The 23,965-nt window shown below is 60.5% G+C and carries 24 protein-coding genes; 3 read left to right on the plus strand and 21 right to left on the minus strand.

The features are described from left to right. Positions 1–23 precede the first annotated feature (23 nt). The 6 genes from AC0NIE_RS14470 to AC0NIE_RS14495 all read right to left on the minus strand — a co-directional run bounded on the left by AC0NIE_RS14470 (position 24) and on the right by AC0NIE_RS14495 (position 8,110). Positions 24–1,178, minus strand: coding sequence for a Wadjet anti-phage system protein JetD domain-containing protein (locus tag AC0NIE_RS14470; protein WP_473485458.1), 1,155 nt, complete (start codon positions 1,176–1,178; stop codon positions 24–26). Further along, positions 1,175–4,639 (minus strand): SbcC/MukB-like Walker B domain-containing protein, encoded by a 3,465-nt coding sequence (locus AC0NIE_RS14475; protein WP_473485459.1) that lies wholly within the window; start codon positions 4,637–4,639, stop codon positions 1,175–1,177. The genes AC0NIE_RS14470 and AC0NIE_RS14475 overlap by 4 nt, the downstream gene beginning before the upstream one ends. Beyond that, positions 4,636–5,286, minus strand: a complete 651-nt coding sequence (locus AC0NIE_RS14480) for a DUF4194 domain-containing protein (protein ID WP_473485460.1) — start codon at positions 5,284–5,286, stop codon at positions 4,636–4,638. Before AC0NIE_RS14480 ends, AC0NIE_RS14475 begins: the two co-directional genes overlap by 4 nt. Next, positions 5,276–6,802: a Wadjet anti-phage system protein JetA family protein gene (locus tag AC0NIE_RS14485; protein ID WP_473485461.1), complete on the minus strand. Its 1,527-nt coding sequence runs from the start codon at positions 6,800–6,802 to the stop codon at positions 5,276–5,278. Before AC0NIE_RS14485 ends, AC0NIE_RS14480 begins: the two co-directional genes overlap by 11 nt. Before the next feature lie 390 nt (positions 6,803–7,192). Then, positions 7,193–7,609 carry a GFA family protein gene (locus AC0NIE_RS14490; RefSeq protein WP_473485462.1) on the minus strand — a complete coding sequence of 139 codons (417 nt, stop codon included), beginning with the start codon at positions 7,607–7,609 and terminating at the stop codon, positions 7,193–7,195. Between the two features lie 24 nt (positions 7,610–7,633). Beyond that, the gene (locus tag AC0NIE_RS14495) at positions 7,634–8,110 is read right to left on the minus strand and encodes an SRPBCC family protein (RefSeq protein WP_473485463.1); all 477 of its coding nucleotides are present in this window, start codon (positions 8,108–8,110) and stop codon (positions 7,634–7,636) included. Between the two features lie 106 nt (positions 8,111–8,216). Here AC0NIE_RS14495 and folP point away from each other — a divergent pair, with 106 nt between their 5' ends. Further along, positions 8,217–9,050, plus strand: coding sequence for a dihydropteroate synthase (folP, locus tag AC0NIE_RS14500; protein ID WP_473485464.1), 834 nt, complete (start codon positions 8,217–8,219; stop codon positions 9,048–9,050). Between the two features lie 9 nt (positions 9,051–9,059). Here folP and pqqE read toward each other — a convergent pair whose 3' ends face one another. From pqqE to pqqB, 4 genes are read right to left on the minus strand one after another with little or no spacing between them, the layout of a single operon-like run. Beyond that, entirely contained in the window at positions 9,060–10,181 is a 1,122-nt protein-coding gene (pqqE, locus tag AC0NIE_RS14505; protein WP_473485465.1) for a pyrroloquinoline quinone biosynthesis protein PqqE, read from the minus strand. After that, positions 10,178–10,474: a pyrroloquinoline quinone biosynthesis peptide chaperone PqqD gene (gene pqqD, locus AC0NIE_RS14510; RefSeq protein WP_473485466.1), complete on the minus strand. Its 297-nt coding sequence runs from the start codon at positions 10,472–10,474 to the stop codon at positions 10,178–10,180. Before pqqD ends, pqqE begins: the two co-directional genes overlap by 4 nt. Further along, positions 10,471–11,229 (minus strand): pyrroloquinoline-quinone synthase PqqC, encoded by a 759-nt coding sequence (pqqC, locus tag AC0NIE_RS14515; RefSeq protein ID WP_473485467.1) that lies wholly within the window; start codon positions 11,227–11,229, stop codon positions 10,471–10,473. Before pqqC ends, pqqD begins: the two co-directional genes overlap by 4 nt. Beyond that, positions 11,226–12,164, minus strand: a complete 939-nt coding sequence (pqqB, locus tag AC0NIE_RS14520) for a pyrroloquinoline quinone biosynthesis protein PqqB (RefSeq protein ID WP_473485468.1) — start codon at positions 12,162–12,164, stop codon at positions 11,226–11,228. The genes pqqC and pqqB overlap by 4 nt, the downstream gene beginning before the upstream one ends. Positions 12,165–12,384: 220 nt before the next feature. On the opposite strand from pqqB, the gene AC0NIE_RS14525 reads away from it, so the two are divergent. After that, positions 12,385–12,522, plus strand: coding sequence for a hypothetical protein (locus AC0NIE_RS14525; RefSeq protein ID WP_165848570.1), 138 nt, complete (start codon positions 12,385–12,387; stop codon positions 12,520–12,522). Between the two features lie 57 nt (positions 12,523–12,579). On the opposite strand, the gene AC0NIE_RS14530 is transcribed toward AC0NIE_RS14525, so the two are convergent. From AC0NIE_RS14530 to AC0NIE_RS14545, 4 genes are all read right to left on the minus strand, one after another. After that, positions 12,580–13,137, minus strand: coding sequence for a PQQ-dependent catabolism-associated CXXCW motif protein (locus tag AC0NIE_RS14530; RefSeq protein ID WP_473485469.1), 558 nt, complete (start codon positions 13,135–13,137; stop codon positions 12,580–12,582). 10 nt (positions 13,138–13,147) lie between these two features. Continuing rightward, a complete protein-coding gene (locus AC0NIE_RS14535; RefSeq protein WP_473485470.1) occupies positions 13,148–14,011 on the minus strand; it encodes a quinoprotein dehydrogenase-associated putative ABC transporter substrate-binding protein in 864 nt (287 codons plus the stop codon). Between the two features lies 1 nt (position 14,012). Then, positions 14,013–14,537, minus strand: a complete 525-nt coding sequence (locus AC0NIE_RS14540) for a c-type cytochrome, methanol metabolism-related (RefSeq protein ID WP_473485471.1) — start codon at positions 14,535–14,537, stop codon at positions 14,013–14,015. 180 nt (positions 14,538–14,717) lie between these two features. Continuing rightward, positions 14,718–16,619 (minus strand): methanol/ethanol family PQQ-dependent dehydrogenase, encoded by a 1,902-nt coding sequence (locus AC0NIE_RS14545; RefSeq protein ID WP_473485472.1) that lies wholly within the window; start codon positions 16,617–16,619, stop codon positions 14,718–14,720. Between the two features lie 674 nt (positions 16,620–17,293). On the opposite strand from AC0NIE_RS14545, the gene AC0NIE_RS14550 reads away from it, so the two are divergent. After that, positions 17,294–17,647, plus strand: a complete 354-nt coding sequence (locus tag AC0NIE_RS14550; RefSeq protein ID WP_123148288.1) for a hypothetical protein — start codon at positions 17,294–17,296, stop codon at positions 17,645–17,647. Positions 17,648–17,834: 187 nt separating this feature from the next. On the opposite strand, the gene AC0NIE_RS14555 is transcribed toward AC0NIE_RS14550, so the two are convergent. From AC0NIE_RS14555 to AC0NIE_RS14585, 7 genes are all read right to left on the minus strand, one after another. Continuing rightward, on the minus strand, positions 17,835–18,692 hold the full coding sequence (locus tag AC0NIE_RS14555; protein WP_473485473.1) for a quinoprotein dehydrogenase-associated SoxYZ-like carrier: 858 nt from the start codon (positions 18,690–18,692) through the stop codon (positions 17,835–17,837). 117 nt (positions 18,693–18,809) lie between these two features. Beyond that, positions 18,810–19,781, minus strand: a complete 972-nt coding sequence (locus AC0NIE_RS14560) for a quinoprotein relay system zinc metallohydrolase 2 (protein WP_473485474.1) — start codon at positions 19,779–19,781, stop codon at positions 18,810–18,812. A 37-nt stretch (positions 19,782–19,818) separates the two neighbouring features. After that, positions 19,819–20,559: an ABC transporter ATP-binding protein gene (locus AC0NIE_RS14565; protein ID WP_473485614.1), complete on the minus strand. Its 741-nt coding sequence runs from the start codon at positions 20,557–20,559 to the stop codon at positions 19,819–19,821. Beyond that, on the minus strand, positions 20,528–21,355 hold the full coding sequence (locus AC0NIE_RS14570; RefSeq protein ID WP_473485475.1) for an ABC transporter permease: 828 nt from the start codon (positions 21,353–21,355) through the stop codon (positions 20,528–20,530). Before AC0NIE_RS14570 ends, AC0NIE_RS14565 begins: the two co-directional genes overlap by 32 nt. Further along, on the minus strand, positions 21,352–22,356 hold the full coding sequence (locus AC0NIE_RS14575; protein WP_473485476.1) for an ABC transporter substrate-binding protein: 1,005 nt from the start codon (positions 22,354–22,356) through the stop codon (positions 21,352–21,354). Before AC0NIE_RS14575 ends, AC0NIE_RS14570 begins: the two co-directional genes overlap by 4 nt. Positions 22,357–22,395: 39 nt before the next feature. Further along, on the minus strand, positions 22,396–22,605 hold the full coding sequence (locus tag AC0NIE_RS14580; RefSeq protein WP_473485477.1) for a hypothetical protein: 210 nt from the start codon (positions 22,603–22,605) through the stop codon (positions 22,396–22,398). A 469-nt stretch (positions 22,606–23,074) separates the two neighbouring features. Beyond that, positions 23,075–23,953 (minus strand): alpha/beta fold hydrolase, encoded by an 879-nt coding sequence (locus tag AC0NIE_RS14585; RefSeq protein ID WP_473485478.1) that lies wholly within the window; start codon positions 23,951–23,953, stop codon positions 23,075–23,077. Positions 23,954–23,965 lie beyond the last annotated feature (12 nt).

The following is a 23,965-nucleotide window of genomic DNA, read 5'->3' on the forward strand; positions in this document are numbered from 1 at the left end:
ACAGGGGCTCGCTGTGTAGTTCCCTATAGACGCGGGATCATAGGATCGAGTTCCTCCTGCTCCAAGTGTTTTGCACCAGGTTTGGAAAGGTATGCGATCAGCTCAAAGAGAATCGATCCGTCAGCCTTGGCAACTCTGCTCGCCACCTGCACCGGCGGATTGCCATGCTTTTCTACCAACTCAACGGTCATAAGGTGCGGGATCAGCCCGCGGCCGAACGCTCTCTCAACCGTAAGGAAAATCCAGATGCCATCAGGGTCAATGTCGGACCAGTGGTAAAACGGAACCTCGTCTGGTAAGCGGCGGGCAATCAAACCAAACGCTTTCTGGATTCCCGCCGACGGATAGCCGCCTCCGTAAAGGACGAGTCCTCGCCGATCCGGGTCTGCCTCAGTCACGTGTCTGACGAAACTCGTGTAGTTTTCAACCACGAGGACGTACTCCGGCATGCGGCTGAAGTCGACAGTGTCGATTGCATCGGCTGGGAAGCCAAGGAAGGAAGCGTCCGGTTGGTGCGCCCCAAAGGTGATGGGGCCAGAAAGGAGGAGGGGTGGAGACACCTTTTCTAGTCCGAGAGCGCCCAGCGCCTCGCGGGGAGTTGCGCCCTCCGGAATATTTGGAACCGCGCCACGCAAGGCCCTTACGACCGATGCCTCCAGCCGTTCCAATGCCTTACTGTCTGACACAGTCCGCCTGGAGAACGTGCGATAGTCCAGTCCGGAATGTTGTTGTGCGTGAATCGCTTGTGCGAGGATAAGCGCCTGCGCGAGCGAACCAATGTCGCCGGGAGCGATGCCTGCCCACTTCCGATTCCTGGACCAGGCCCCCGCAGCTTCTCGACCCTGCTCTGCGAATGGGGTGGACAGCTCTGCACGACGAAAAAGTTCATCGAGCGCTGAGGCAGAGCGTTCACCGGAAGGAATTCGTTCGAGGAAACGATAGAGTCTCTCCACGTCAGCGATGCGCACGAATTTGACCTCGCCGGCTCGCCGCCCCTTATCCATCCGAAGCTCGACCGCTCCCGCCCGACTTGCCTCCTCCAACTTCTTCCGGAAGCGGTCGGCCTCAACTACGCTCGAAAAAGCAGCGTTGTCCGGATAAGCGCGTGCGCCCGCTCGATCATCCTCGTGCCTGTCCAGGAGATGAGAGAGAAGGGCACTCGGATCGGTGAACCTCACTCCGCTGCCATCCTGCGCAACGCTTCATCGTCCATGAGCTCTGGGTTGATCCGCAGCAGCTCCTTGCGGGCCCTTTCCCTCACTTGAACTACTGTCGTCTCCGACTGCCCGTTGCCAATATTGTCTACCTCGACGATGGCATGCATGTAACCGAGCAAGGAAGGCCGCCGCTCAGGTGGCGCAGCCACAATCACCTGCAGGCCAAGGCTCTCATAGAACCTCATCATCTGCCGCTGGTTCTTTCCGTCGAGCTTGGCAAAGGCTTCGTCGAAGACGGCAAGGGCCATTCCAAGACGCGATCCAAATCTCCCCTCGGCGGTTCCGTAAACGGAAGCCAGCGAGGCACCGATGGCAACGTAAAGCGGGACTTGTTGCTCGGCTCCGGAGCCCGTTCCGCGACGAGTTTCCCAGCGTGTCTTGTGTCCGGTATCAAGGTTCTCCATATGGATCTCGAATACGAAGAAGTTCCTATAGTCCTCAAAACTGTCAAAGTCGGTGTCGGGATGCTCCAGGATGCGCTTCACCTCATCGAGCACGGGTTTGTGGGGGGAGTCTTCGGGAATTTCGCCCTTGAACAGAAGTTCCAATGCATCCTCGGACGTCACGTAAATCTCGACCGCTTTCAGGATGGGCGCATACTGAGCCAATTGCGTCCTGCTGAACGAATATCGCTCGCCGTGGAACGTGTGATTACGCAAGCTATGGTTCAGCGCGTCGATATCTCTCTTAAGCTTAGAGACGCGCGAATGGAGGGAGTTGACGAACTCGCCGCGAAAGATGGATGAGGCCCGCTCGGAAGCTTCATTCGCCAACGCTTCATGCCGTGTGAGCTCGTTCTCTTCGATGTCGCGAATCGTGGCTTCTGCCCATGGTAGGATGTCCTTGAGGATCTCACTTTCTACCCCGACCAGAGAACTCAAGGGGGCGATGTCAAAGTAGCTCCTCATAGCGGCCCGCACACCTCTATCGGCCTCCATCATTCTGTCCCTAGCTTGCTTGGAGCGGTCCTCCGCGCGCTGCCCGATCGCACGATGGATCCCGGCCAATGCTGCGTAGCGGTTCGATGAAAAGCTTGGGATCTGTTTATCCGCCATCCGCTCCCTATACCTGCGGTTGGCGGGCACTGCGGCCGTCAGGCGCCAACTATAGTGGAACAGGCGGCGGGCGAGGTTCCGCGAATGGCGCGATCCCTCTTGGCTCGTAAGGCTATCGAGTGTCTTTCTCGCGGTTTCGGCCTGTTTCTGATAGGCTCCTTGCCTCTTCTGGATCGACGTGAGCTCGCCGTTCCTGGCCTGAATGTAGGCCTGTTGAACTTTCTTCTTCTCCTCAAGTTCGTAAAGGCGCTTGACGTCGCTCTGATCCACCGCCTCCAACCTCGACCGAGCCTCTTGTGCCAACTCCTCCTGCTCCTGCGCCCTTGCAAGTAAGCCTACCACTGTCTCGCCGTCCGCAGTCGAAGCCAAGATGGCAGCGGAGCGGTCAACCTCGGAAAGGACGCGCCTGCGCTGGGACAGGGTTTCGATTTCCTCCTGCAATTCCTCCAAACGCCTCTTCTGCTCGAGGAGCAGCTGCTCCTGGGCCGTCTTGCCGATCTTGAGGCGGGAGGCTTCCTCCAGTCGGGTCCCTCGTACCAGCCCATCATCATACAGGCCGTCAGCCATAAGGGCGCGGCCGGGCTGATTGAATCCATCCATGGTGCGGGCCAGCCGCACATTGCCATATCGGCGCTGCAGGAAGGCGAGCGCGTCTTTGTCATCGGACCTGAAAAGAGATGGGAACCAACCTGCTTGGGCCGGACCTTGGTATCGCTCCAGCTTGTTTAGGCTGACCAAGGACGCCTGGCGGAGCTCCCGTCTATTTTCCCTCAGGATGGTCGTTGCCCCGTGGATGTGATCGCGATCGACGAAGATCGCCTCCCTGTCCCGACCGAGAAGACCTTCAGCCGCTTGCGCCCAATCCTTGTCGGTAAGGTCAATGATGTCGCAAAGCGCCCTCGGAATCATCCCGGACATGCGAAAGAGCCTCATCATCTCGCGGGTATGGTCGCCGAGGTGAGAATCCCGTGAACCGGAAGCGGCCGCCCCGACAGACCGAGACAGCTTACCGACGTCCTCAGTTTTGGTATGCAAAGTCGCTTCCGCCTCGCTGCGCGCTCTCCCAATCCTCTCGGCGATGATGGGGAGCAATGCCAAGAGGGCTTGTTCGATGACCGCCGTTGCTTCCGTATTGCCACGCCTGACGGCCTCGGCCAGCGCGGAGGCATGAGCCGCCAATTCGCGGGAGCTTACTTCACCCTTTCCGAGTGCTTCGGCCGCCGCGGCGACCCGCTGCATGTGCTTCATTCGCTCGGAAACCCGCTTGAGGCAATCTGTGGCGGAGTAGGAATGGCTGTCTGCCATCTTCTTCAGATCGTCGATGCCCGTCCTCGCTTTGATCGCTTCGATCTGCTTTATGATGCGATGCACATCCTGGTTCGCCTCCGTCATCGAGTGGTTCAGGTCGATGATTTCCTCGCTCTCGGCTAGCAAAGATGCCTCGGCTTCCTTGATCTCTTCTTCAAGTGCCCGCATTGCCGCCGAGGCCGCTAGATACCTCGCCTTGCGACTAATCCAATCCTCCTCGTCATGTTCGTTGAGAGAATTCCTAAATTCTTCCGCACGCGCTTTGACGACCTTCAGCCGGCTCGCGCGCTCACGCATGTTCTTGATGGTCTGGTTGACTTGCCGGTAAGTCTTCAGTGACTCTCGCAGTTCACCAATCTTCATGGGCGACTCCTCGAGGATGTAGCTCCTAACGAAGTCAGTTGCGGACAGGCCTTGGTTAAGAGTCATGCCGTTCACAATTGCCTTTGCAAGTGCGGCGGCGTTTCCCGAGGTCGGCGCCGATCTTGGAACCAGGTCGCGCATGTACTCGCGGATGTGGTCCGTGGCGCTGTCGCGATGATTCACGAAGCCGCCACCGCATTCTCTCTCCAAGGATTGCCTGACTTCCTCCCATTGCGCGAATTCTTGCCGTCCTTCCCGCTCACGCAGGAAATCCGTCGCCTTCAATATTTTGCCGCGGACGACGAACCGGCCGAGTACAGTTTCGGCTGGCTGTGTCTTCCTCGCCTCCATGGCGAGGCCTACCGTCAAGTCGGGTTTCACTCCATCGGCGTCGCGAAAACTGATAGTCACGTAGGTAAGGCAGAATTCGCGCCGAAAATCACCCTCTCCATGGGCACCGAGGCAGTACCCCTGTACCGTGCGCCTCGGACCGCTTCTGCGGCGACTCTCACCAGCGACTGGGTTGAGGTTCATGTAGCGTCCGCTAGCGCCGGTGAGCACCACCTGGATCATGTCGAGAATTGTTGATTTGCCCGAGGCGTTTTCACCGAGGAAACCGACGTGGCCAGAAACCGGGATATCTTCGACGTTGAACGCATGCCAGTTCACAAGCGCGAGATGCACGAGTTCCATCATTGGGCATTTTCCGCAACAGGAGTTAACTGGCGAGGCTCATAGTCTTCCAGCGCAACCTGCTCCTCAATTCGCTTCAGCGCGTCGGATCCGGAAACAAGCTTGATTATCGGCCGGACCACCACCTCCCTATCCTGAAGGGCACGGTCGAACTCTCCAAGCCAGATCAGGTTGCGTGCAGCAAGATCCTCAAGAACATCTTGGAACCTTGACTGGGGCACCAGTATCTTTGTGCCTCTTTCGGCCATTTCCCTGTACTTCTCGTAAAGAACGTTGAACGTGGTCAAGACCGTCGCGCGCTCCTCGACGTTGCCCTGGTTCGCTTCGTCCTGCCAGTGAGCCGCCGCCACCAGGAGAACGATGGTCTCATCAGCCTTCATTTTTGGCGTTGACGACATCTCTTCGTCACAGAGCACGATCCCCACCCACTGTTCCTCTTGCTCGCGGTGGACGCGGTAGCCGATGCAGTCAAAGAATCCGTCAATCAGTCTTCTGAAGCGACTATCCATAATTACATCATAGATTGTTGCCACGCCCCGGTCGCCCGAATACACGAACTGATGACGCAGGAGGTATCGGCACGCCTTGCGAAGATCGGCGCCCTTGTCCGCACCGAATCGGGCCTCTACTTCTTCGAATTCAGCCAGCATCGACGCCTCCAGCCGGGACAGACCTTCTCCGGATAAGGAAATTCCCGCACCTGATCCAATCGCTATCGTGCTGCGGTCCGTCAGAGTCATCCACGATCTCAAACGCCACCGCGATAGAGGGCGGAATATCGCCCGGCTTGGTGAACCTTCGGATCGCATCGAATGCAATGAATGAGTCCACGTCTTCGATCTCAAGGAAGCGCGCCTCTTTCGTCACCGCAAGAGGGACGTTCTCATGCAGCCATTGGAGCAATCGACTCTCGTCCGGAACGATTCTTTCCATGTACTCCTTCTTGAGTCTTTTACGCAGCGCCAGCAATGGATCCACCAATTTGGGTGGAACCGCCATTGACTCCAAGGCCTTGCGGGATTGCCGCGGTTGCGCGAGATGCCTTTCCGACCACGGCGTATGCATCGGTTCGACCGGCAGGGGAACCCACGCGAATTCAGAGAGAGCGGGGCGCTGGTCCATCACCTTGTGGAGCCGGCGCACGAGTTGCGAGGCCCGGCTTGAAATACCACCGCTCCCTTGCTCCGCATACTTGACCGTGTTCCGGAGACGCTGTTCCAACTGCCGCCGGAAGACGGCGATTCGATCGAACATCTCACCGATCCCATCAAAGACCTCCTGGATAGATAGAAGATCGGTCTCAGCTATTCTGAGCCCATTCTCAAGTGTATCGGCCATTCCGTTCTCAACATACCCCGAAGCGATCGTCCTCATGGTTCCAGGATCGAGAGAAATGTCGCGGGCAAGATCGAGGATATGATCCTTGAACCTAAAGGGGTGGTTGAAAGTGTGGATCGCTTGGAAGTCCTTCAGAACCAATTCGCCGATGAATTCTCGAAAATAGGCGTCCACTCTCTCGCGCATGCTCCGCGATTCCATGATGGTACGGCGAATGCGCCTCAGGTCGGATAGGATTGCCCTGAGCGTTTTAAGAAAGGCGGTGGCCTGTTCTCTAGCCTGCACTACGGCATATGCAGCATCCACGGCCTCCTTTCCGGAAGAGCCCGGCTGGAGTCTCGCCGCTAGTTCCAGACTCTGCTTCACGTTGACAACGACGCCGCCGAAGCGCTGACTCACGTCGGATTTCAGGCTGGACAGGAGCTGCATGACCAAGCTTGCTCCCATGGGCATATCTACCGTCACCCTTAGCCCATATTCTTCCTCTTCGAGCCAACCGGTCTGGAGCAGTTTCTGGTAGGCAACGCTCGCGACCCGCAACGCTGCCTCCGCAGCCTCGTTCGCCTCGCCAGCGAACTTCAGGCGCCGACGACGCTTGGACACTAGGTCAGGCAGGCCTTCGCCAACGTCGTCGCCCTCGGCAAGAAGCTCGGGCATTCTCTTGATGAGATCGTAGATTGCATGGACGACCTCCTGGGGGGTGGGGAAGGACGCTCCACGAGAGAAGAAACGCTCGTAGGTGTCCAGTAACGCCGCCTCGTAGAGGAACCGGAATTTGCGTGAGAAGATCAGAAATGCGTCGTCACTAAGATAACGAAAAAGTGCCATCTGTGGCGTTTACCCCAAGCTGCCACGAATTGTATGCCACTGCTTGGCGAACCGAACAACCTGAGAAACGCGCCGTCGAGAGCAACACTCGGAGGTTTATTAACGAACATTTCTACTGAATAGCCGGAAACGGTGTCCCAAATTGGCTCCGAGATCGGCTCCACGTACGCGAGCACGAGCGGAGTCGGTTTTGCCTCCGGCGGTGCGGCCTGTAAGTCGAGCCATGCCTTCAATCCACACACAGCGACAGCCAAGCGGGGCAAAAAGTGCACTGTCACCGTGATGCGGAGCAGTCATCGAGGTCTGCCTAGCTCACCGGCCGACCCGTGCCCGCGGTGGGCGCAGATCCGCCTCCTGAAGATAGTGCGCGTCCGCCCTGCCGCCGGCCGGTTACCCTGATGGCATCTTCTCGAAGGTCGTCAGCCCGGTTTCCATCTTGTCCCAGGGGAAGGCCCGGATACCGTAGGTCACCACGGTCGGATTGAACCGGCCCGGATCGTCAAGGCTTGCGGCATGGACCGTGATCACGTCCGGCATGGCGGCGTATGTCAAGTGTGTCGGCGTTCCGCAGACCGGGCAGAAGGAATGGATTTTCTCATTCCCGTTGTCCGCCGCGACACGCCAGTCCGTCGTCACGCCGGTGATCGTCACGTCCGCCCGCGACGGAAACGTCAGATAGGATCCGTGACCGGTGCCGCTTCTTTTCTGGCAGTCGCGGCATTGGCAGTGGTTTTCGAAGATCGGGGCTGCCTTTGCCTCGTAGCGGACCGCGCCGCACGCGCATCCGCCGGTGTAGAGAGTGCTCATCTGCTCGGCTCCTAGTTCCCGGGTTCAGGCTGCCAGTTCGGACGCGCGCGGCTTGGCGAAGACATCGATCGCCTGACCCGTTTCGAGGAAGGATTTCAGGCTGGAGAGGACGATCGGCCAACCCTTTTTGATGCCGTTCGCCATGCCGCTGCCGGCTTCGAGTTCGTCATGGGTGACGGTCAGCCGGACCATGGCCTCGTATTCCTCGAGCTCGACGGTCACCCGGCTGTAGCTCGCCGGATCAGACGCCTGCGAAGCGTTTGCCCAGGTGATGACGAGACGGGTCGGCGGGGAGACCTCGACGACCTTGCCGACGAGTTCGACGGTCCGTTCATCATTGGCGCGGACATGCTCCCAGCTCGAACCGGGCTTCCAGTCGGAGACGTTCTCGTGGCCCCAGTAGCGCCGTGCGAGGTCTGGTTTCGTTATGGCCTCGAACACCTTTCCCGGTGTCGAGACAATATAGGTCGTGTAGATAAAGCTGATCGTTTCCTTGGTCATTACTACGCTCCTTGATGTTTCGCGAGCATAGGTAGATGGGGAAACCGGACCCGTGTGAGTGACAATCGTGTCGCGAATGGCTTCTGATATGACAAAAGGTTGATGCATGAAGCGCTGGCGCCTTGCTCATGGACGACATCTCGACATTGGCGCGAAATCGTTGCTGATGGGGATTTTGAACGTCACGCCGGACAGTTTTTCCGACGGCGGAGAATTCGCTCGGCCGGAGCGGGCGCTGCAGCAGGCGCGGCGCATGATCGGCGAAGGCGCCGCGATCATCGATGTCGGCGGCGAATCCACCCGGCCCGGCGCCGGCGCCGTTTCGGCGCGCGAGGAACAAGCGCGCATCCTGCCGGTCATCGAGGCGCTGTCGTCCGACGGCGGCAGCCTGGTTTCGGTCGACACCTATCGAGCCGAGACGGCGCGTCTGGCGGTCGCGGCGGGCGCACATATCGTCAACGACGTGCATGGCCTGCAGCGCGAACCCGACATCGCGCAGGTCGCGGCGGAAACCGGCGCCGGCCTCGTCATCATGCACACCGGGCGCGACCGTGAAAAACTGGCGGATGTGATCGCCGACCAATTCCTGTTCCTGAACAGATCGCTGGAGATCGCGCGCGACGCCGGCATCCCGGACGACCGGATCGTGCTGGACCCGGGCTTCGCCTTCGCCAAGGACGGAGAGGAAAACCTTGAGCTTATGGCTCGCTTCGGTGAATTGCGCGCTCTCGGTTTTCCATTGCTGGTCGGCACGTCACGCAAGCGTCTTGCCCGTCACCTGGTCGGCGGAACTGACGAGGGGCGGGATGTCGGCACAGCGGCGACCAGCGTCATCCTGCGGTTGAAGGGCGCTTCGATCTTCCGCGTGCACAATGTCGCGATCAATCGCGATGCACTGGCTTTCGCCGATGCGGTGCGCGAGCGCGAGACCGTGGAATAGAACAACGCGTCAGGCGGGCTCGGTGACGACGCCGATGCGCCGGTAGACGAATGGTTCGTCGTGCGAAGGAACTGCCGCAGCACGCTGGGCTTCGTCGATCAGCATTGCCATGCGCGCATGGATCGGCGATTTCGCGCAAGCCGGGTCCGTCGCGGCGGCATCGCCGGCGATCGCCATCGCCTGGCAGCGGCAGCCGCCCCAGTCGATCTCGCGCCGTTCGCAGCTGCGACAGGGCTGCTGCATCCAGTCGGTGCCGCGAAAGGCGTTGAATGCCGGCGAATCGGTCCAGATCTCGGCCAGGGTGCGCGGTCCGAAACGCTCAAAGCTGAGCGACGGGATGGTCTGTGCGGCATGGCATGGCAGCACGGTGCCGTCCGGCGTCACCATGAACGCGTCGCGCGCCCAGCCGCCCATGCACGGCTTGGGATAGATAGCGAAATAATCCGGCGGGACGAAATCGATGTTCATGATGCCGGTGAGCCGTTCGCGAGCCGCCGCGACGATCTCCGCCTGCCGGTCGACCGCAGCACGCTCGGGCATCAGTTGATCGCGATTGGTCAGCGCCCAGCCGGCGTACTGCACGTTGGCGATCTCGAGCCGCTCCGCGCCCAGCGAAAGGGCCAGATCGATGAATTCCGGCACCTCCTCGATGTTGTGGCGATGGATCGGCGCGTTGATGGTAAGCGGCAGGCCGGCCGCGCGCGCGCGGCGTGCCGTCTCCAACTTCTTTTCGTGGCCGCCTTTGTGGTTGCCGATACGGTCGGTGGTCGCCGGACGTGCGCCTTGAAAGCTCAGCTGCAGATGGTCGAGGCCGGCTTCGGCAAACGCCTCGATGCGGCCCTCGGCAATGCCGACGCCGGCCGTGATCAGGTTGGTGTAGACGCCGCGCGCCGAAAGCCCGGCGATCAATTGCTCGAGGTCGCGGCGCAGCGTCGGTTCACCGCCCGACAGATGCACCTGGAGAACGCCGAGATCGGCCGCCTGCGAGAACAGGTCGAGCCAGGTCTGTGTATCGAGTTCGCGATTGGCCTTCAGCAATTCGAGCGGATTGGAGCAATAAGGGCATTGCAGCGGGCAGCGATGCGTCAGTTCCGCCAGCATGCCGATCGGAGGGAGAAGGGGCTCGCTCATAGCTTCACCAGCAGTTTGTCCGACCATTCCTGCAGGAAGGCGACGACGTCGGTCGCCACGGCCTCCTGTTCGGCGTCATAATCCGCGGCAAGGCCGGCAATGATGTGGCCGACCGTGGACCGTCCATCGCAGCGGCGCAATATATCGAGGCTGATACCGTTCGGCCAAAATACCTTTTCCGGCGAAAGCACGGCGAACGCCTGCCGCACGGGGTCGTATTGTATGCGCACGTGCTTCGGCAGCGATGGCACCGACTGCGGCGACACCAGGGCTCTTTCGCGCAGCGCCATCATCGGGCTGCCTCCGGGCGAAAGGCGCCGGGCGGGATGTTTCCCGGCTCGGCATAAGCGTGTTGAAGCGCGTCGAGCATGGCCCACAGTATATCGCATTTGAACACCAGCGCATCGATCGCCTGCTGCTGGCGTTCCGCCGTGTCGGCATGGCCGAGCACGTAGGCGAGGGCGAAGTCGGCGTCGCGCGAGGCCTGTTCGGGCCGCCGGCTGAAATAGGCCAGCGTATCCTCGGTGATGTAATCGTATTTGGCCAGCATCGCCGGGACCCGCTCGCCGATGATGAGCGGCGAGAACATCTCGGTCAGCGACGATGCGACCGCCTCGAACAGCGTCCGGTTCGTGCAAAAGGAGAGGTAAGCGCCGACCGCGAAACGTGTCGCCGGCAGCGCCAGCCTTTCGCTCTTCACCGCATCGGCATCGAGGCCGAGCGAGGTCGCCAGATGCAGCCAGCGCGCGATACCGCCGCTCCAGCCGTCCTCGCCGTCATGGTCCTCGATGCGTTTGCGCCAGGCGGCGCGAAACGCCGGGTCCTCGGCATGTGCGAGGATCATGGCGTCCTTGCGCGGGATGACAGCCTGGTAGCAATAGCGGTTCAGCGCCCAGGCCTGCATCTCGGTCCGCGACAGCGCACCGCTCGTCATCCTGTGATGGAAAGGATGGCGGTTGTGATAGCGCTCGGCACCGACCTGACGCAGCACCGCTTCGAGCTCGCTGGAGGACAGGCCGTTCCTGGCCGCGTCATGGAAATCACTCAAAATTCCATCTCCATCCCGTCGCGGGCGACTTCCCAGCCGGCCGCTTTCACCGCTGCGTGTTCGGTGGAATTCTCGTTCAGAACGGGGTTGGTGTTGTTGATGTGGACGAAGACACGGCGGCCGACACTTACATCGGCCAAGCCGGCGATCGAACCCGCGTCTCCCGACATTGCCAGATGCCCCATGCGCGCCCCGGTTTTTTGGCCGACGCCGGCAGCGATCATCTCGTCGTCGGTATAGACCGTGCCGTCGAACAGGAGGCAGGCGGCATCGGCTAGACGCGTGCGCAGGGTCGCATCGATGCGCGCGCAGCCCGGGATATAGAAGACGGAGCCGCGACTGCCGGCGCCAGTGATACGGACGCCGATCGTGTCGCCGGACTCGGAGCTGAAATTGGCATCCGGCTGGCTTCTTTCCTCGAGATAGAGCGCTATCTTTCCGGGCACGGGAAAGCTCTCGACAATCACGCCGGTTTCGTTGCCGTCTGCATCGCAGATCGCCAGTTCTTTCGCCGGCGGCAAGATGCGTCGCGGCACGAGCGCCGGATCGAGAACATTGAAAATCGAATTCGCCTCCAGCGTCGCCAGAACCTGTGTCGTTGCGTAGATGGCAAAAGGCTGCCGCTCACGCAGGCTGAGCAGGCCGGCGACATGATCGACATCGGCATTGGTCAGCACAACCGCACGGATAGGCGTCGAACGCAGCGGCGCATCATGCGCGGGCTGCAATTCAGGCGTTTGCGCAATCTGCTGGCGAATATCGGGCGAGGCGTTGAAGAGCACCCAGCCGGCCCCATCCACTGACGCGGCGATGCTTGATTGGGTTCGCGAATGCACGCAAGCCATCCCGGTGCGAGCCGCGCGGCTCAGGCGATAGTTGCAATTCCATTGCGGAAAGCCGCCGCCTGCCGCTGAGCCGATGATTTTCAAGCGCATTGCAATGCCCGCTCTGCGGCTTGTTCAACCAACAACAAGTTTTGGACCGCGAATGGCTTCGCGCCCGTATTGAACGCGGCAAAGCCTTTCCCGAAAACCTCGCGCGGCAACGCAGTGCGTGTCCCCGTTGCCAGGGACACGCACCACTGCGGCCTACTTCTTGGGAGGAATTTCAGCAGGCAGATACCGCGAAATTTCGAAGCCCGCAGCAACCTGGCACATGGTCGGTTTCGTCCAGCTCTTCTTCATGGCATTTCTCCTCTTCTACCAGCCCGAAGGGGCCGATCTTTTTCTCAGTCAACCATTGCTGGGCACCATTGCAATGGCTCGTCCATCAGCTCTCAAAATGGACAAATGAAACGGTAGGTTCTGAAACTCGAAAAACAAGACGATCGAAAATAACAATGCTCATGCTTCAATTGCTGATCACGTAAGGCTTCTTCTCCTCCAGCGGAAGGTTTGCACGCTCCCATCCATCGGCGCCGGGCGGATACCAGATCACCGAACTGTAGCCCCACTCGACTGCCCGTTTCGCGGCATTCCAGGACATCCAGCAATTCGTCATGCAATAGAACAGAATAGCGCGCGATTTGTCGGGACCGGCTTCCGCCGCGAGGCCTTGGCGAAAATAGCTGGCGGTCTCCTCGGAGATAGCGCCGTAACCGACATTGGCCAGCCAGGTGCTGCCTGGGATATCCTTTCTGATCGTGTCTCTCCAAATCGTTCCTGCCGGCAAATTGGCCGGCTTCGGCGTGTTCGGCATGACGTCGAAGAACACCGCCTTCTTCTCCCGCCACAGCGCCTCCGCCTCTGCCGTCGTCACCACGCTTGCGCCCCGCAGCGTCTGCGGCACCGGCGCCCGATATTCGTCCATCCGGTAGCCGCCGGGCTCGGCGACATAGCCAGCCCACATCGGTTGGGTCAGACCCAGAAGGCCCGCAGCGACCAGCAAAATCGTCTCCTTTCCCGTCATAACGGTTTCGTCATTGCGTGATCGGATTATCGTGTTCGTCGATCAGCGGCACATTGTAGTCCAGCAGGATTCTGTTGATCTCCGCCTGGTTTTCCCTGATCACCCGGTTGAGTGTCCGCTTCCATTCCTGGTCGGATGGACGCACGCCCATGGTGATGCGGTAGGACATGCGCGAGCCGGTTTTTTCCTTCACCAGCGGAACGATCGTGAGATCGGCGCCGAGTTCCTTGGCATAGTAGCCTGCCATCGGTCCCCACATGACAGCCGCATCGATCTTGCCGGCGAGCATGTCCTTGATCATGACCTCCCCCATGGAAGCGGTGAGGCGCGTATCCACCGCCAGCGGATAGATCTTTGCCGTTCGCAAGAGCTTGTTGGCGGCCATGTTGGCAGTCGGCGGCGTGCTTTCGACGACACCGATCCTCTTGCCGGTGAGTTTCGGATCCTCGATCGTCTCGACGCCTTCCATGCCGTTGCCCTTCGGGTGCACCAGCACATAGGAGGAGCGATAGTAGGCGTTGGTGTTCTGCACCAGCTCATCGCCCTGAGCGTAACCCATGATGATGTCGCATCGGTTGGCCGCCAGCGTGTTGCGCACGAAGCCAGCGACAACAGGAAACCATGTATAGGCGACGGACTTCCGGCCGGTTTTTGCGGCAACCAGTTCGGCCAGCCTGTTTTCGAAGCCTTCGCCGCTCTCGTCGGTGAAGGGCATGTTCGAAGGATCGGCGCAGACGCGCAGAATGTCGGGGTCGACCAGTTCTCCCGCGGCACCAAGGCCGGCGTCCTGCGCCTGGGCGTTCGAAGGCAGCAGGGCGAGTGCGCCGAGCATCGGCAGGACAAAACGCAGCTTCAACGCATCACGGCCAAACATATCATCCACCCATACAGGATGCTTCGGCATCCTTCGCTGCCTGTGGCTTGTTTGATTTCTTCGGCGGCCTGCCGCGGGGCGCCGCACCGTCGGCGCGGGCACGCAGATAGACGTAGAGATCATCCATGTAGCAATAGACGTTCTTGTTGTCGCCAAAAGCGGGCATGACATTCTCCTTGCCGCCGCCGACATTCTTGCGGCCTTCGGCGACGATCGAGAGGAACGTGGCGTAATCCATGGTTTTCAGGCTGTTGACCAAGGCCGGCGCATAGCTCGAACCTGTGCCGTCCGGTCCGTGACAGACATGGCAATCGGAGTGGTACCGGCGGTAACCGCTGAACGTATACCAATCGACGGTCCCTTTTTCGATCTTGTAGGTCGGATTACCCTCCGCATCCAAATGCTTGCCGTCCTCTTCCGTCACCGCCTTGGCTTTTTCCGCGCTGTCCGAGGCCTGCGCGAGACTTGAGCTTGCCAGAGGCAGCAGAGCCAGAGCGAGAGCGGCAATTACAATGCGAACGGACATTCAGACTCTTCCTTCATTTGCCACGGACACGGGTTTGCAGTCGTGAAGCGGCATTGATCGATGTTTTGGGTGCGCGGCGAAATCGAGAGCCCGGTCCTGGCTTCCCGGTGATCCGGGCTCTCGCTTTTCAAGCCTTGGTCTTTTTCACAAGACCCGAGGCGTGCCTAAGGTTCCCGAGTATCAGTCCGGGAGACCGAAGACGGTGAGCTGGCCGCCCAGCGTCGTGTAGTCGGCAAGTGCTGCGTAGCCACCGACCGCTCCCAGACCAGCAGTCCCAACGACCGCGGTCTCGTCGCCTTGCTCACGACCCTGATCGACGGCGCCATGCCAGGCAGCGGCGTTATCGGGCGAAAGCAGTCCACCTGCCAGACCGATACCGGCCCATCCGCCGACGCCGGACAGAACGGCGATGTACTGCTTGCCGCCATGCTCGTAGGCCGTGATGTTGCCGATGATGCCGGACGGGGTCTTGAACTTGTAGAGTTCATTCCCGTCATGATCGACCGCCTTGATGTAGCCCTCGAGCGTGCCGTAGAAGACGACGTCGCCGTCGGTTGCCAGCGCGCCCGACCACACCGAGAACTTCTCGGGCTTCGACCAGACGATCTCGCCCTTGGCAGCATCCCAGGCAATGAAGTTGCCCATGTTGCCGTCACCACCAGGGGGAGGATACATCGACACGGTGGCGCCCACATAAGGCTGGCCGGCAGTGTAGCTCACCTTGTAAGGCTCATAGTCCATGCAGACATGGTTTGTCGGCACGTAGAACAGCCCGGTCTTCGGCGAATAGGCCGCCGGTTGCTGGTCCTTGGTTCCAAGCGCTGCCGGGCAGATGCCCGTCGAGTTGGTGTCTTCGCCGTTCGCCTGGGTCGAATATTTGGCCACGACCTGCGGGCGGCCATACTGGTCGCTGTTGGGGTCCATGTTGACTTCCGTCGCCCAGTTCACTGCCGGATCGTATTTCTTGGCGACGAGAAGTTCGCCACTGGCGCGATCCATGGTGTAGGCAAAGCCATTGCGGTCGAAATGCACCAGCACGTCGTGCTTGGCGCCGTTGACCTCCATGCCGTCGACGAGAATCATCTCGTTGACGCCGTCAAAGTCCCACTCGTCATGCGGGGTCATCTGGTAGAGCCATTTGGCAACACCGGTATCCGCATCGCGAGCCATGATCGTCATCGACCAGCGATTGTCGCCTGGGCGCTGGACCGGGTTCCATGTCGAGGGATTGCCGGTACCATAATAAACCAGGTTCAGCTTGGGATCATAGGAATACCATCCCCATGTCGTGCCGCCGCCTGTCTTCCACTGCTCGCCTTCCCAGGTGTTCGTGCCGGAATCCTTTCCGACAGGCTTGCCGAGATGGGTGGTCTTCTCGGGATCGATCAGGGTTTCTGCGTCCGGACCTTCCGAATAGGCTTTCCAGGCGAGCTTGCCATCTGCCAGATTGTAGGCGGCCAGCCAGCCGCGAACGCCGAATTCAGCGCCGGAGACGCCGACGAGCACCTTGTCCTTGACGACTACGGGTGCTGACGTACCGGATTCGCCCTTTCCGCCGTCGGTCTGGTCGCCGTTCTTGACTGACCAAACGACCTTGCCGGTCTTGGCGTCGAGTGCGACGACGGTGGTGTCGGCCTGGTTGAGAATGATCTTGCCATCACCATAGGCGACGCCACGATTGACCGTGTCGCAGCACATGATTCCAATGACATTCGGGTCTTGCTTGGGCTCGTATTTCCAGAGGATCTTTCCGTCATTGTTGAGATCGAGAGCATAGACGGTGTTCGGGAACGGCGCGTGGACGTACATCACATCGCCGATGATCAGCGGCCCGCCTTCATGGCCGCGCAGCACGCCAGTGGAGAAGCTCCACTTGGCCTGCAGGTTCTTCACATTGTCCTTGGTGATCTGGTTTAGCTTGGAAAAGCGGGTGTTGGCGTAGTCACCCGTCTGCATCACCCAGTCCTTGGGGTTTTCGGCCATTTTCATCAGTTCTTCATTGGCCGACGTCATGTGGACCGCGCCGAACGACATGAGCGCCGCGGTCGTTAGTAGGTAGGCAGTTTTCGCAAGTACACGCATCAAAGTCCTCCCAGGGTTCACAATGACGAATCGTCCGTCGAGCCCACGAGGGCTTGCCCAAGCGATTCATGTGGGGGAAGTATTTCCGGCAGCGTGTCACGACCTAAGCCGAATGAGCAGAGGGCACCGTTACTGCCCATCCCACTTGGCCTACGAAAGACTGTCGCCGCTCCCTAATGACGGTGACGCCCTTGAAGCCGGAAACAGGATGAAGCTATGTCATCCCCAGGCGGAAGGCAAGAAAAATCACTTCCGTCTATGTTGCACTGCAATATAGAGAAATAGATATGAAAAAACCCAGACAGAAAGCTATTGTTCGACTGTGAATGAAGCGAGATTTATATAAGTCGCCGAATTTTGCGTATTTTTTGGGCGAAATGTATTGATTTTTATTTGGGAATATTCGTTGGAGCGTATGGCTTTAAGTATGCGCGCGTCGCTCCGGATACCGATAGTGGAGGAGACATGAAATGAAGGTCAACACCAGGATTCGGAGCGGATGTTCGTGCTGTCGGGGAGGCCTTTTGCCGGCCGGTGCGGCCCTGCTCCTTTGGTACTATACGGTGAGCATGAGAACTTGACGGGCGTGGTGGCACGAGGCCAACTGGTGCGGTGATCCTGTCTCGATCCATCGGGCTCGATCTATCGCGTCCAGGCCAATCGGAGGGTTCCCCATGCTCAGATATGTCGGCTTTTCGACCTTGCCGCTGTTGCTTGCATCGGCCCTGGCCTTCGCAAATCCGGCCGGCGCCGCCGGAGATTATCCGACGGCGACGATTGTCGACTATGTGCTCGGCTGCATGCAGACGAATGGCCAGACACGTCAGGCGCTGGAGAACTGTTCCTGCTCGATCGACGTCATCGCCTCGATCCTTCCATTCGAGGATTATGAAAGGGCCGAGACCTTCAAGAGCATGTCCCTGACGACAGGGGAGCGTTCGGGACTGTTTCGCGAAAGCGCGCCGGCAAAAGCCGCAAGCACGGAACTGAAGCGCGCGCAGGCGGAAGCCGACGTGCGCTGCTTTTAATGCATGTCGCGCAAAAGCATGCCCTCGGGCTTGAACCGAGGGTGTGCAGCGGTTTTGCGATAACGACATGTATAAAACAACAACCTAAAGCGCGTCGCATGAGGCCGGTCAAACGCGACGCGCTTTAGAGCGTGCCCTGGTAAGAGCGGCGACGGGGGAGACAACCGCTGTATGCGATTTCGAGGCTTCAGAGTCCTGTAGCCTCCAGTGGCCATTGATTGCGAAATACCTTGCCGTCGGTATCGATCGCTTCGACCTGGATGTCGCCAGTGCCGTGCGCGGTGAAATCGAACCGGAAATTGGGATCTTCCGAAATCGATATTCCACCTTCCATCGAGAGGATCGGCCGGTCTGCCTGCGAGATCGACAGTTTCTGAACAAAATGCGCGGGGATGAAATACTGGGTCTGTGGATTCCGCTGCAGGCCCGAATTGTTCGGATGCCGGATCATCAGCTGCAATTCCTGCGCCTTTGTCATCGTCTCTTGCGGTGGGAATTGGCGCAGCTTCATCTGCCCCATCGTCGCCATCGCCTCGTCCTGGTTCTTGACCGCCGGGGCGGAGCATCCGCCTGACGCCTTGACGAAGGTCTGCGCCATGTGGAGTTCGCCGCCCTGCGTCTCTGCTATGGCGCGCAAATAGGAATAGTCGTTGACGCGCACGCGCGTCGATAGATGCGTCACGCCGGCGTCCTTGCCGATCTGGAACGTCGCCGCCACCGGTGCTGGATTGACGTCGATGATCAAGGTGACGGATTTGATGCCGTCGGGCGCCTTGGCCGGGTCGATGTAGATGTCGACCGGCACGATCGCGGCATCCTGCGCCCGCTTCGGCGCCTCGACCCTGACGACGCCGGTATCGACCAGAATTGCCCGATCGCCGAACACGTCGCCTTTCAAATCCTGCCAGATCCTGTCCGAAGATGCGGTTGTTTGCTGGGCGTGGCCGGCTCCGGAGGAGCCAAAGAACGTGCCGAGGATGATCGCGGCGAAGACGGCTGCGAGCGGCAAGGCGAGTTGCCGGCTCGTGTAAGCGTGGTTCTGCATTTCATGCCTCCACCAATGTCAGAGAGGTGGTGCCCAGGCCGATGTCGAAGGATAAGCCCTCGACCATGTGTTGGCAAATCGGTCCACCTGATCACGTCCAGCGCTTGTCGGTGTGATCTATTCCCATTCGAGTTCGGCAAAGGCGGCCGTTGCATTGCGCTCGTTGTAGTCGTCGAACAGCTGCCAATTGCCCCGTTCTCTCAGGCCGGCGGTTTTGACCGCCTCGCTGAGCGGCACCCCGTCGGTGATCGCCTTGCGAATATCGCGCGCCAGAACTTCGAAATAGCGCCGCTCCGCCGTCAGTGCCTCAGGCCAGTCGGCCGGCACCGGGCCATGACCCGGCACGACGCGCGCGGCGCCGATCGCGGCCAGCGCATCCATCTGGCGCAGCCAGCCAAGCAGCGATCCGTCGAGCGTCGGCAAGGAACCTATGAACACGAGATCGCCGGCGAACAGCGTGCGGGTCGCGCTGTCGAAGACGGTCAGGTCGTTGTCGGTGTGAGCCGCCTTCCATGCCTGCAATTCGAGCATGCGCCCGCCGAGGTCAAGTTGCAGGCGATCATCGACCAGCATCGTCGGCGGGATGATCTCGATCCCTTTCATGAGCGCGTCGCCGATCTGATCGCGAAAGCTTTGCAGGTAGAACGCGCCGCGTGCCTCCAGAGCGCGCGGCAGATTGTTATGGCCGACGATGGTCGCGCCGATCTCCCGGAACGCCGCATTGCCGAAGATGTGGTCGGGGTGCATGTGGGTGTTGATCAGGTAGCGAACCGGCTTGGCGCTTATCTTTTCGATCGCGGCGATGAGGGCGTTCGCCTCGATCAGGCTGCCGCCGCTGTCGATGACGGCAACGGCGTCGGTCCCGACGACGACGCCCAGGTTCGAAATCGCGCCCTGGTTGGCGGCGCTCATCAATTCATCGACGCCCTGGAAAGCGAAGACGCCGTCGGCGATTTTCCTGAGCTTGAATTCAAGGCCGCCGGCAGCGGCGAGAGCGGCCCGCCCGGGGCAACAGGGCAGCATCGCGGCACTGACCGCCGTGCAGGCGAAGCCATTCACAAGTTTACGTCGTAGCCTATCGATCGGCATGGCTTCCCCCCGATATGCATTCCGAACTGTAAGGCGATCAGGCCACGCCCGGAAATTTTTGGTGGAACGACCGCAAAAGGTCGCTCATCACCTGTGGATTGCGATATTGCCGCGGCAGCCTTACGTCGAACATGCCGAGCACATGGGCTGGCCGCTGTGCGAGAACGATGATGCGGTCCGACAGCATCAGCGCCTCGCGGAGATTGTGCGTTACCATCAGGGCGGTCGTAGGCCGCGCCGACCACACGGTCAAAAGCAGGTGCCGAAGCCGCTCGGCAGTCCGTTCGTCGAGCGAGGCAAAGGGTTCGTCCAGGAAAAGCACCGCCGGTTCGGTGGCGAAGGCCCTGGCAAGTGCTGCCCGGCGCGCAAGGCCGAGCGAAAGCTCCGCCGGATAGAGCGAGCGCATGCCGGCGAGGCCGAGCGTGTCGAACAGCCCGTCGAGATTCTTCGTTCTCAGGCTTTTCGGCAGCGCCAGCCTGACATTCTGCTCCACCGTCCGCCATGGCAGCAAGATCGGCTCCTGGAACACGGCGGCGATCCGGTTGGAGCCGCCTTCAGGCAGTTGAAATGAGCCGGAAAAGTCTTTGTCCAATCCAAGCAGGATGCGCAGCGTCGTGGTCTTGCCGCAGCCCGACGGTCCCAGCAGACAGGCGAATTCGCCTTGCCGGACCTCGAAGGAAAGGTTCTGGAGCGCCGTGATCGAGACGCCTTGCGCGGACCTGAAGGTCTTTTCGGCGATGGCGACCCTAAGCGGGACGACGGCGCCAACGGGTTGCATGTCGTTCAATGGGCTGCACCAGAAGGAGTTCGATGACAAGCATCACCGCAACGAAAGCCAGCGTGTAGGCAAGAATGGCGGCGACGTCGAAAAGCTGGAAATAAAGATAGATCTGGAAGCCGACACCGTTGGAGCGGCCGAGCAGTTCGACCACGAGGACGATCTTCCAGATGAGGGCGATGCCGGATCGTGAGGCGGCGGCAAGATAGGGCTGCAATTGCGGCAGCAGGACATGGCGGATGCGTTCGAGGGGACCGAAGCGGTAGACAGCGGCCATTTCGCCGTAGCTCGGATCAAGCGCCCTGGCGCCTTCGCGCATCGTCACCACGACATTGGGGATCTTGTTGACGGCAACGGCGCCAATCGCCGCCGCCTCGTTGAGGCCGAACCAGATGTAGGCAAGCACGATGACGACCAGCGCGGGAATGTTGAGAAACAGGACCAGCCAGGGGCTGAAGAACCGGTCTGCCCTGCGGTGGCTGCCGAGGAGAACGCCGATGACCGAGCCAACGACCATCGCGACGACATAGGCTGCGGCAACCCGGCCGAGGGTCGCGCCGAGATGGTAGAAAAGGTCGCCGTTCGCCGCCTCTGCGAGCAGCACCTGCCAGACCCGCCCCGGCCCAGGAAAGGCCCGGCTCGGCCAGGCATTTGCCGCAAGACCCCACAGCAGACAAAGCCCGAGCAGAGAGACCGCGACCGTCAGCACGGGTGTCAGCGCCGCCGCAAGGCCGGATTGGCTGGAGATGTCGGCTGCGGCGCCAGGCGGGCGATCGCCGGTGTCAGGTGCGGTCATTTCGGCAGCTCCTGCCAGAACGTGCCGGGCGCCATCTCGGGCGCGCGGCCGACCAGCTTGTCGCCGCCGATCTCGGCCAGCACGCGGTAGAGTTTTCCCGCGTCGGCCGCATCCTCGGCGACGGGGCGTCTCGGAATGCCCTCGCGATAGCGGTCACGCAGTTTGGCCAATTCCTTGCCTTGTGCGCGGATAATCGGCGCAAGGCGCAGCCACTCGTCGTCGGATCTGGCCAGCAAGTCCTTGGACTGCGCCGAAGCCTTGATGAAGCCCCTGATAGCGGCCGGATTTTCGTTCGCCCATTTGTCATGAAAGACATAGCCGAGCGCCGATACGGCGCCCGAGGCCCCGAGCGCTTTCGCCGCATCATCGGCGCCGATCAGCCGACGAAAGCCGTTGGCCTCGAGCCGGGCGCAAAAATGCCAGAAATTGAGCACCGCATCGAGTTCGCCTTGCATCGCCTTTTCCGAAATCAGCGGCGGCGCGCCAAAGACGATGTCGCTGGTTGCCGGCAGGTCGAGACCGTGATCGCGTCTGGCCAGCGCCTGGATCAGCAGCCAGCTTTTATCGAGAGGCCCGCCGGCGACGCCGGTCTTTTTTCCCTTGAGATCGATGATCGTGCGGATCGGCGCCGCCTCCTTCACCATGATCGCCCCGACGGCGGTCGAATAGGGGACCAATGTTAGGTCGACGCCTTCCGAGCGCTGGCGCGAGACCCACAGCCAGTCGGAGACGATGATGTCGATCGCGCCGGCCAGCATGGCGACGTTGGTTGCATCCTCGCCGGCGAAGTCGATGATCTGCAGATCGATGCCGTTGGCTGTGTCGAACTTGTGCTGCTTCAGCGTGTCAAGCGCCCAGCTCACGGTGCCGAACTTCAGCACACCAATGCGAACCCTGGCCGTTGCGAAGGAGGGGGTCGTGGCGAAGGACGGCCTTGGGACAAGAGCCGCGGCTGTTCCAAGAGCTGCCAGCCGGAGCGTTGCTCGACGCGAAATCATCATGATGTCTCCTCCCGGGGCCGTAATAGACCGGGGCGCCGATCAGATCGCACGGTCCTTGTTCGGGAAAGCGCATTTCCAGCGCTTGACCGTGAGGGTCGGGTGTTGCTGCGACCATTTCGCGATTTCGCTGGGCGCCAGCATCATACATTGGACCAGAGAGCCGCGGCTCTCGAAATAGAGATGTTCGTCTCGGCAATTGCCCGGATTGGCAATCAGGCAAACCGTCAATATGAGGTCGACCATATCCATTCAGCACCTCTTGCGCGCTTGAAGACGCCCGCTTCGGCGAGATCCGGCCCGATCGGCGAGCCTGGACAAAATCGCCAACTGCCGGAGTCCCGAGGTGCCCATGGAAAACCGGATTGGTTTGAGGCTACGCGTTCGCCTGATGGCCGTCAATAAAGGCGAAAGAATGGGGTCTACCGGAGCCGAGCTCGTCTGAACCGCGGGAAGGGCGCTGCCGAAGCCTGAAACAAAAAACCCGCCTCGGGGGCGGGTCGTTGGCGCAAATCAGCACCATGTCGAGATTAGTAGCATAAGTGCCGGCAAAAAGCAATCGATCGCGAGGTCGGGAGTGTCTCAGTTTGAATTTCGGCTGTGGGTCGAAAGCGGTCACTGGCCAACTTCCGCTTCGTGCCAAAAGCGACCACAGCGTCAGCGCGCAAGATCCCCTCGCACGCACCCGGCATACTGCACTACGGCATGAGGATAGATGGCACTAGCCGTCAAGTTTTCGGAGGAAGTCGACTATTCGAGACGCGGCTTCCTCGGGCTGTTCCAAGGGCAGGAGGTGCGCCGCCCCCGAGACATTGACGAGCGTCGCCCGGTCGCCGAGTTCCTTCTGAAGCTGCTCGCCGTTTTCAGGGCGCGCGATCTGATCCTCCGCTCCCTGCAGGATCAGATATTTGGTTTCTCCCGGAGGCGCCCACCAAGCGTCTAGCGGAGTGCTTTCCGCAGCCGCCCTTTCGATAGCCGCCGCTCCCGGATCGAGAGACGGCTTGAAAAGCTTCCAGACGCGGGCGGAATCGGCAGGGTTGGAAACCAGGTATGGAAAGACCGCCAGGATATCGGCGTCTGTGGATGCGGGGTTGAAGATAATCCCCAAGGCTTTGGCCGCGGGCGGTGCGGGTTGGACCTTCCCGCCAGCGGCCAACAAAATGACGCTGCGCGTCAGCTCGGGATGAGACGCGGCCAACATACGCGCAACGCGATTGCCGAAGTCGTTGCCAGCCACGTTCACCGGCTCAAGGTTGAGGGCCTTGATCACTCCCGCGACATCGTCCGCCATCGTCTGAAGCGTGACACCCTCGCTTGGACCCGTGCTCTTGCCCGAACCCCGGAAGTTGATGCCGACCACCCGATGGCCGGCCTTGGCGAGGGCATCGGCCAGGCCATCCAGGTAGCCCACGGTCAGGGTTCCGCCCGGCAGCAAGACTATGGGTTCGCCTTCTCCCCGGCTGAAATACTCGATCTTTGAGTCCGTCAGCTCGACGAGGCCCGTTTCGACAGTCTGCGCTCGGGCAACCGTTGCCGATATCGGTAGCGCCAGCCAGGCGATAAACAGGGCGAGCTTTGCCAAGTGCCTTGTCGGGTTCATGTGAGCACACTC

Source organism: Mesorhizobium sp. WSM4842 (genome assembly GCF_055901575.1).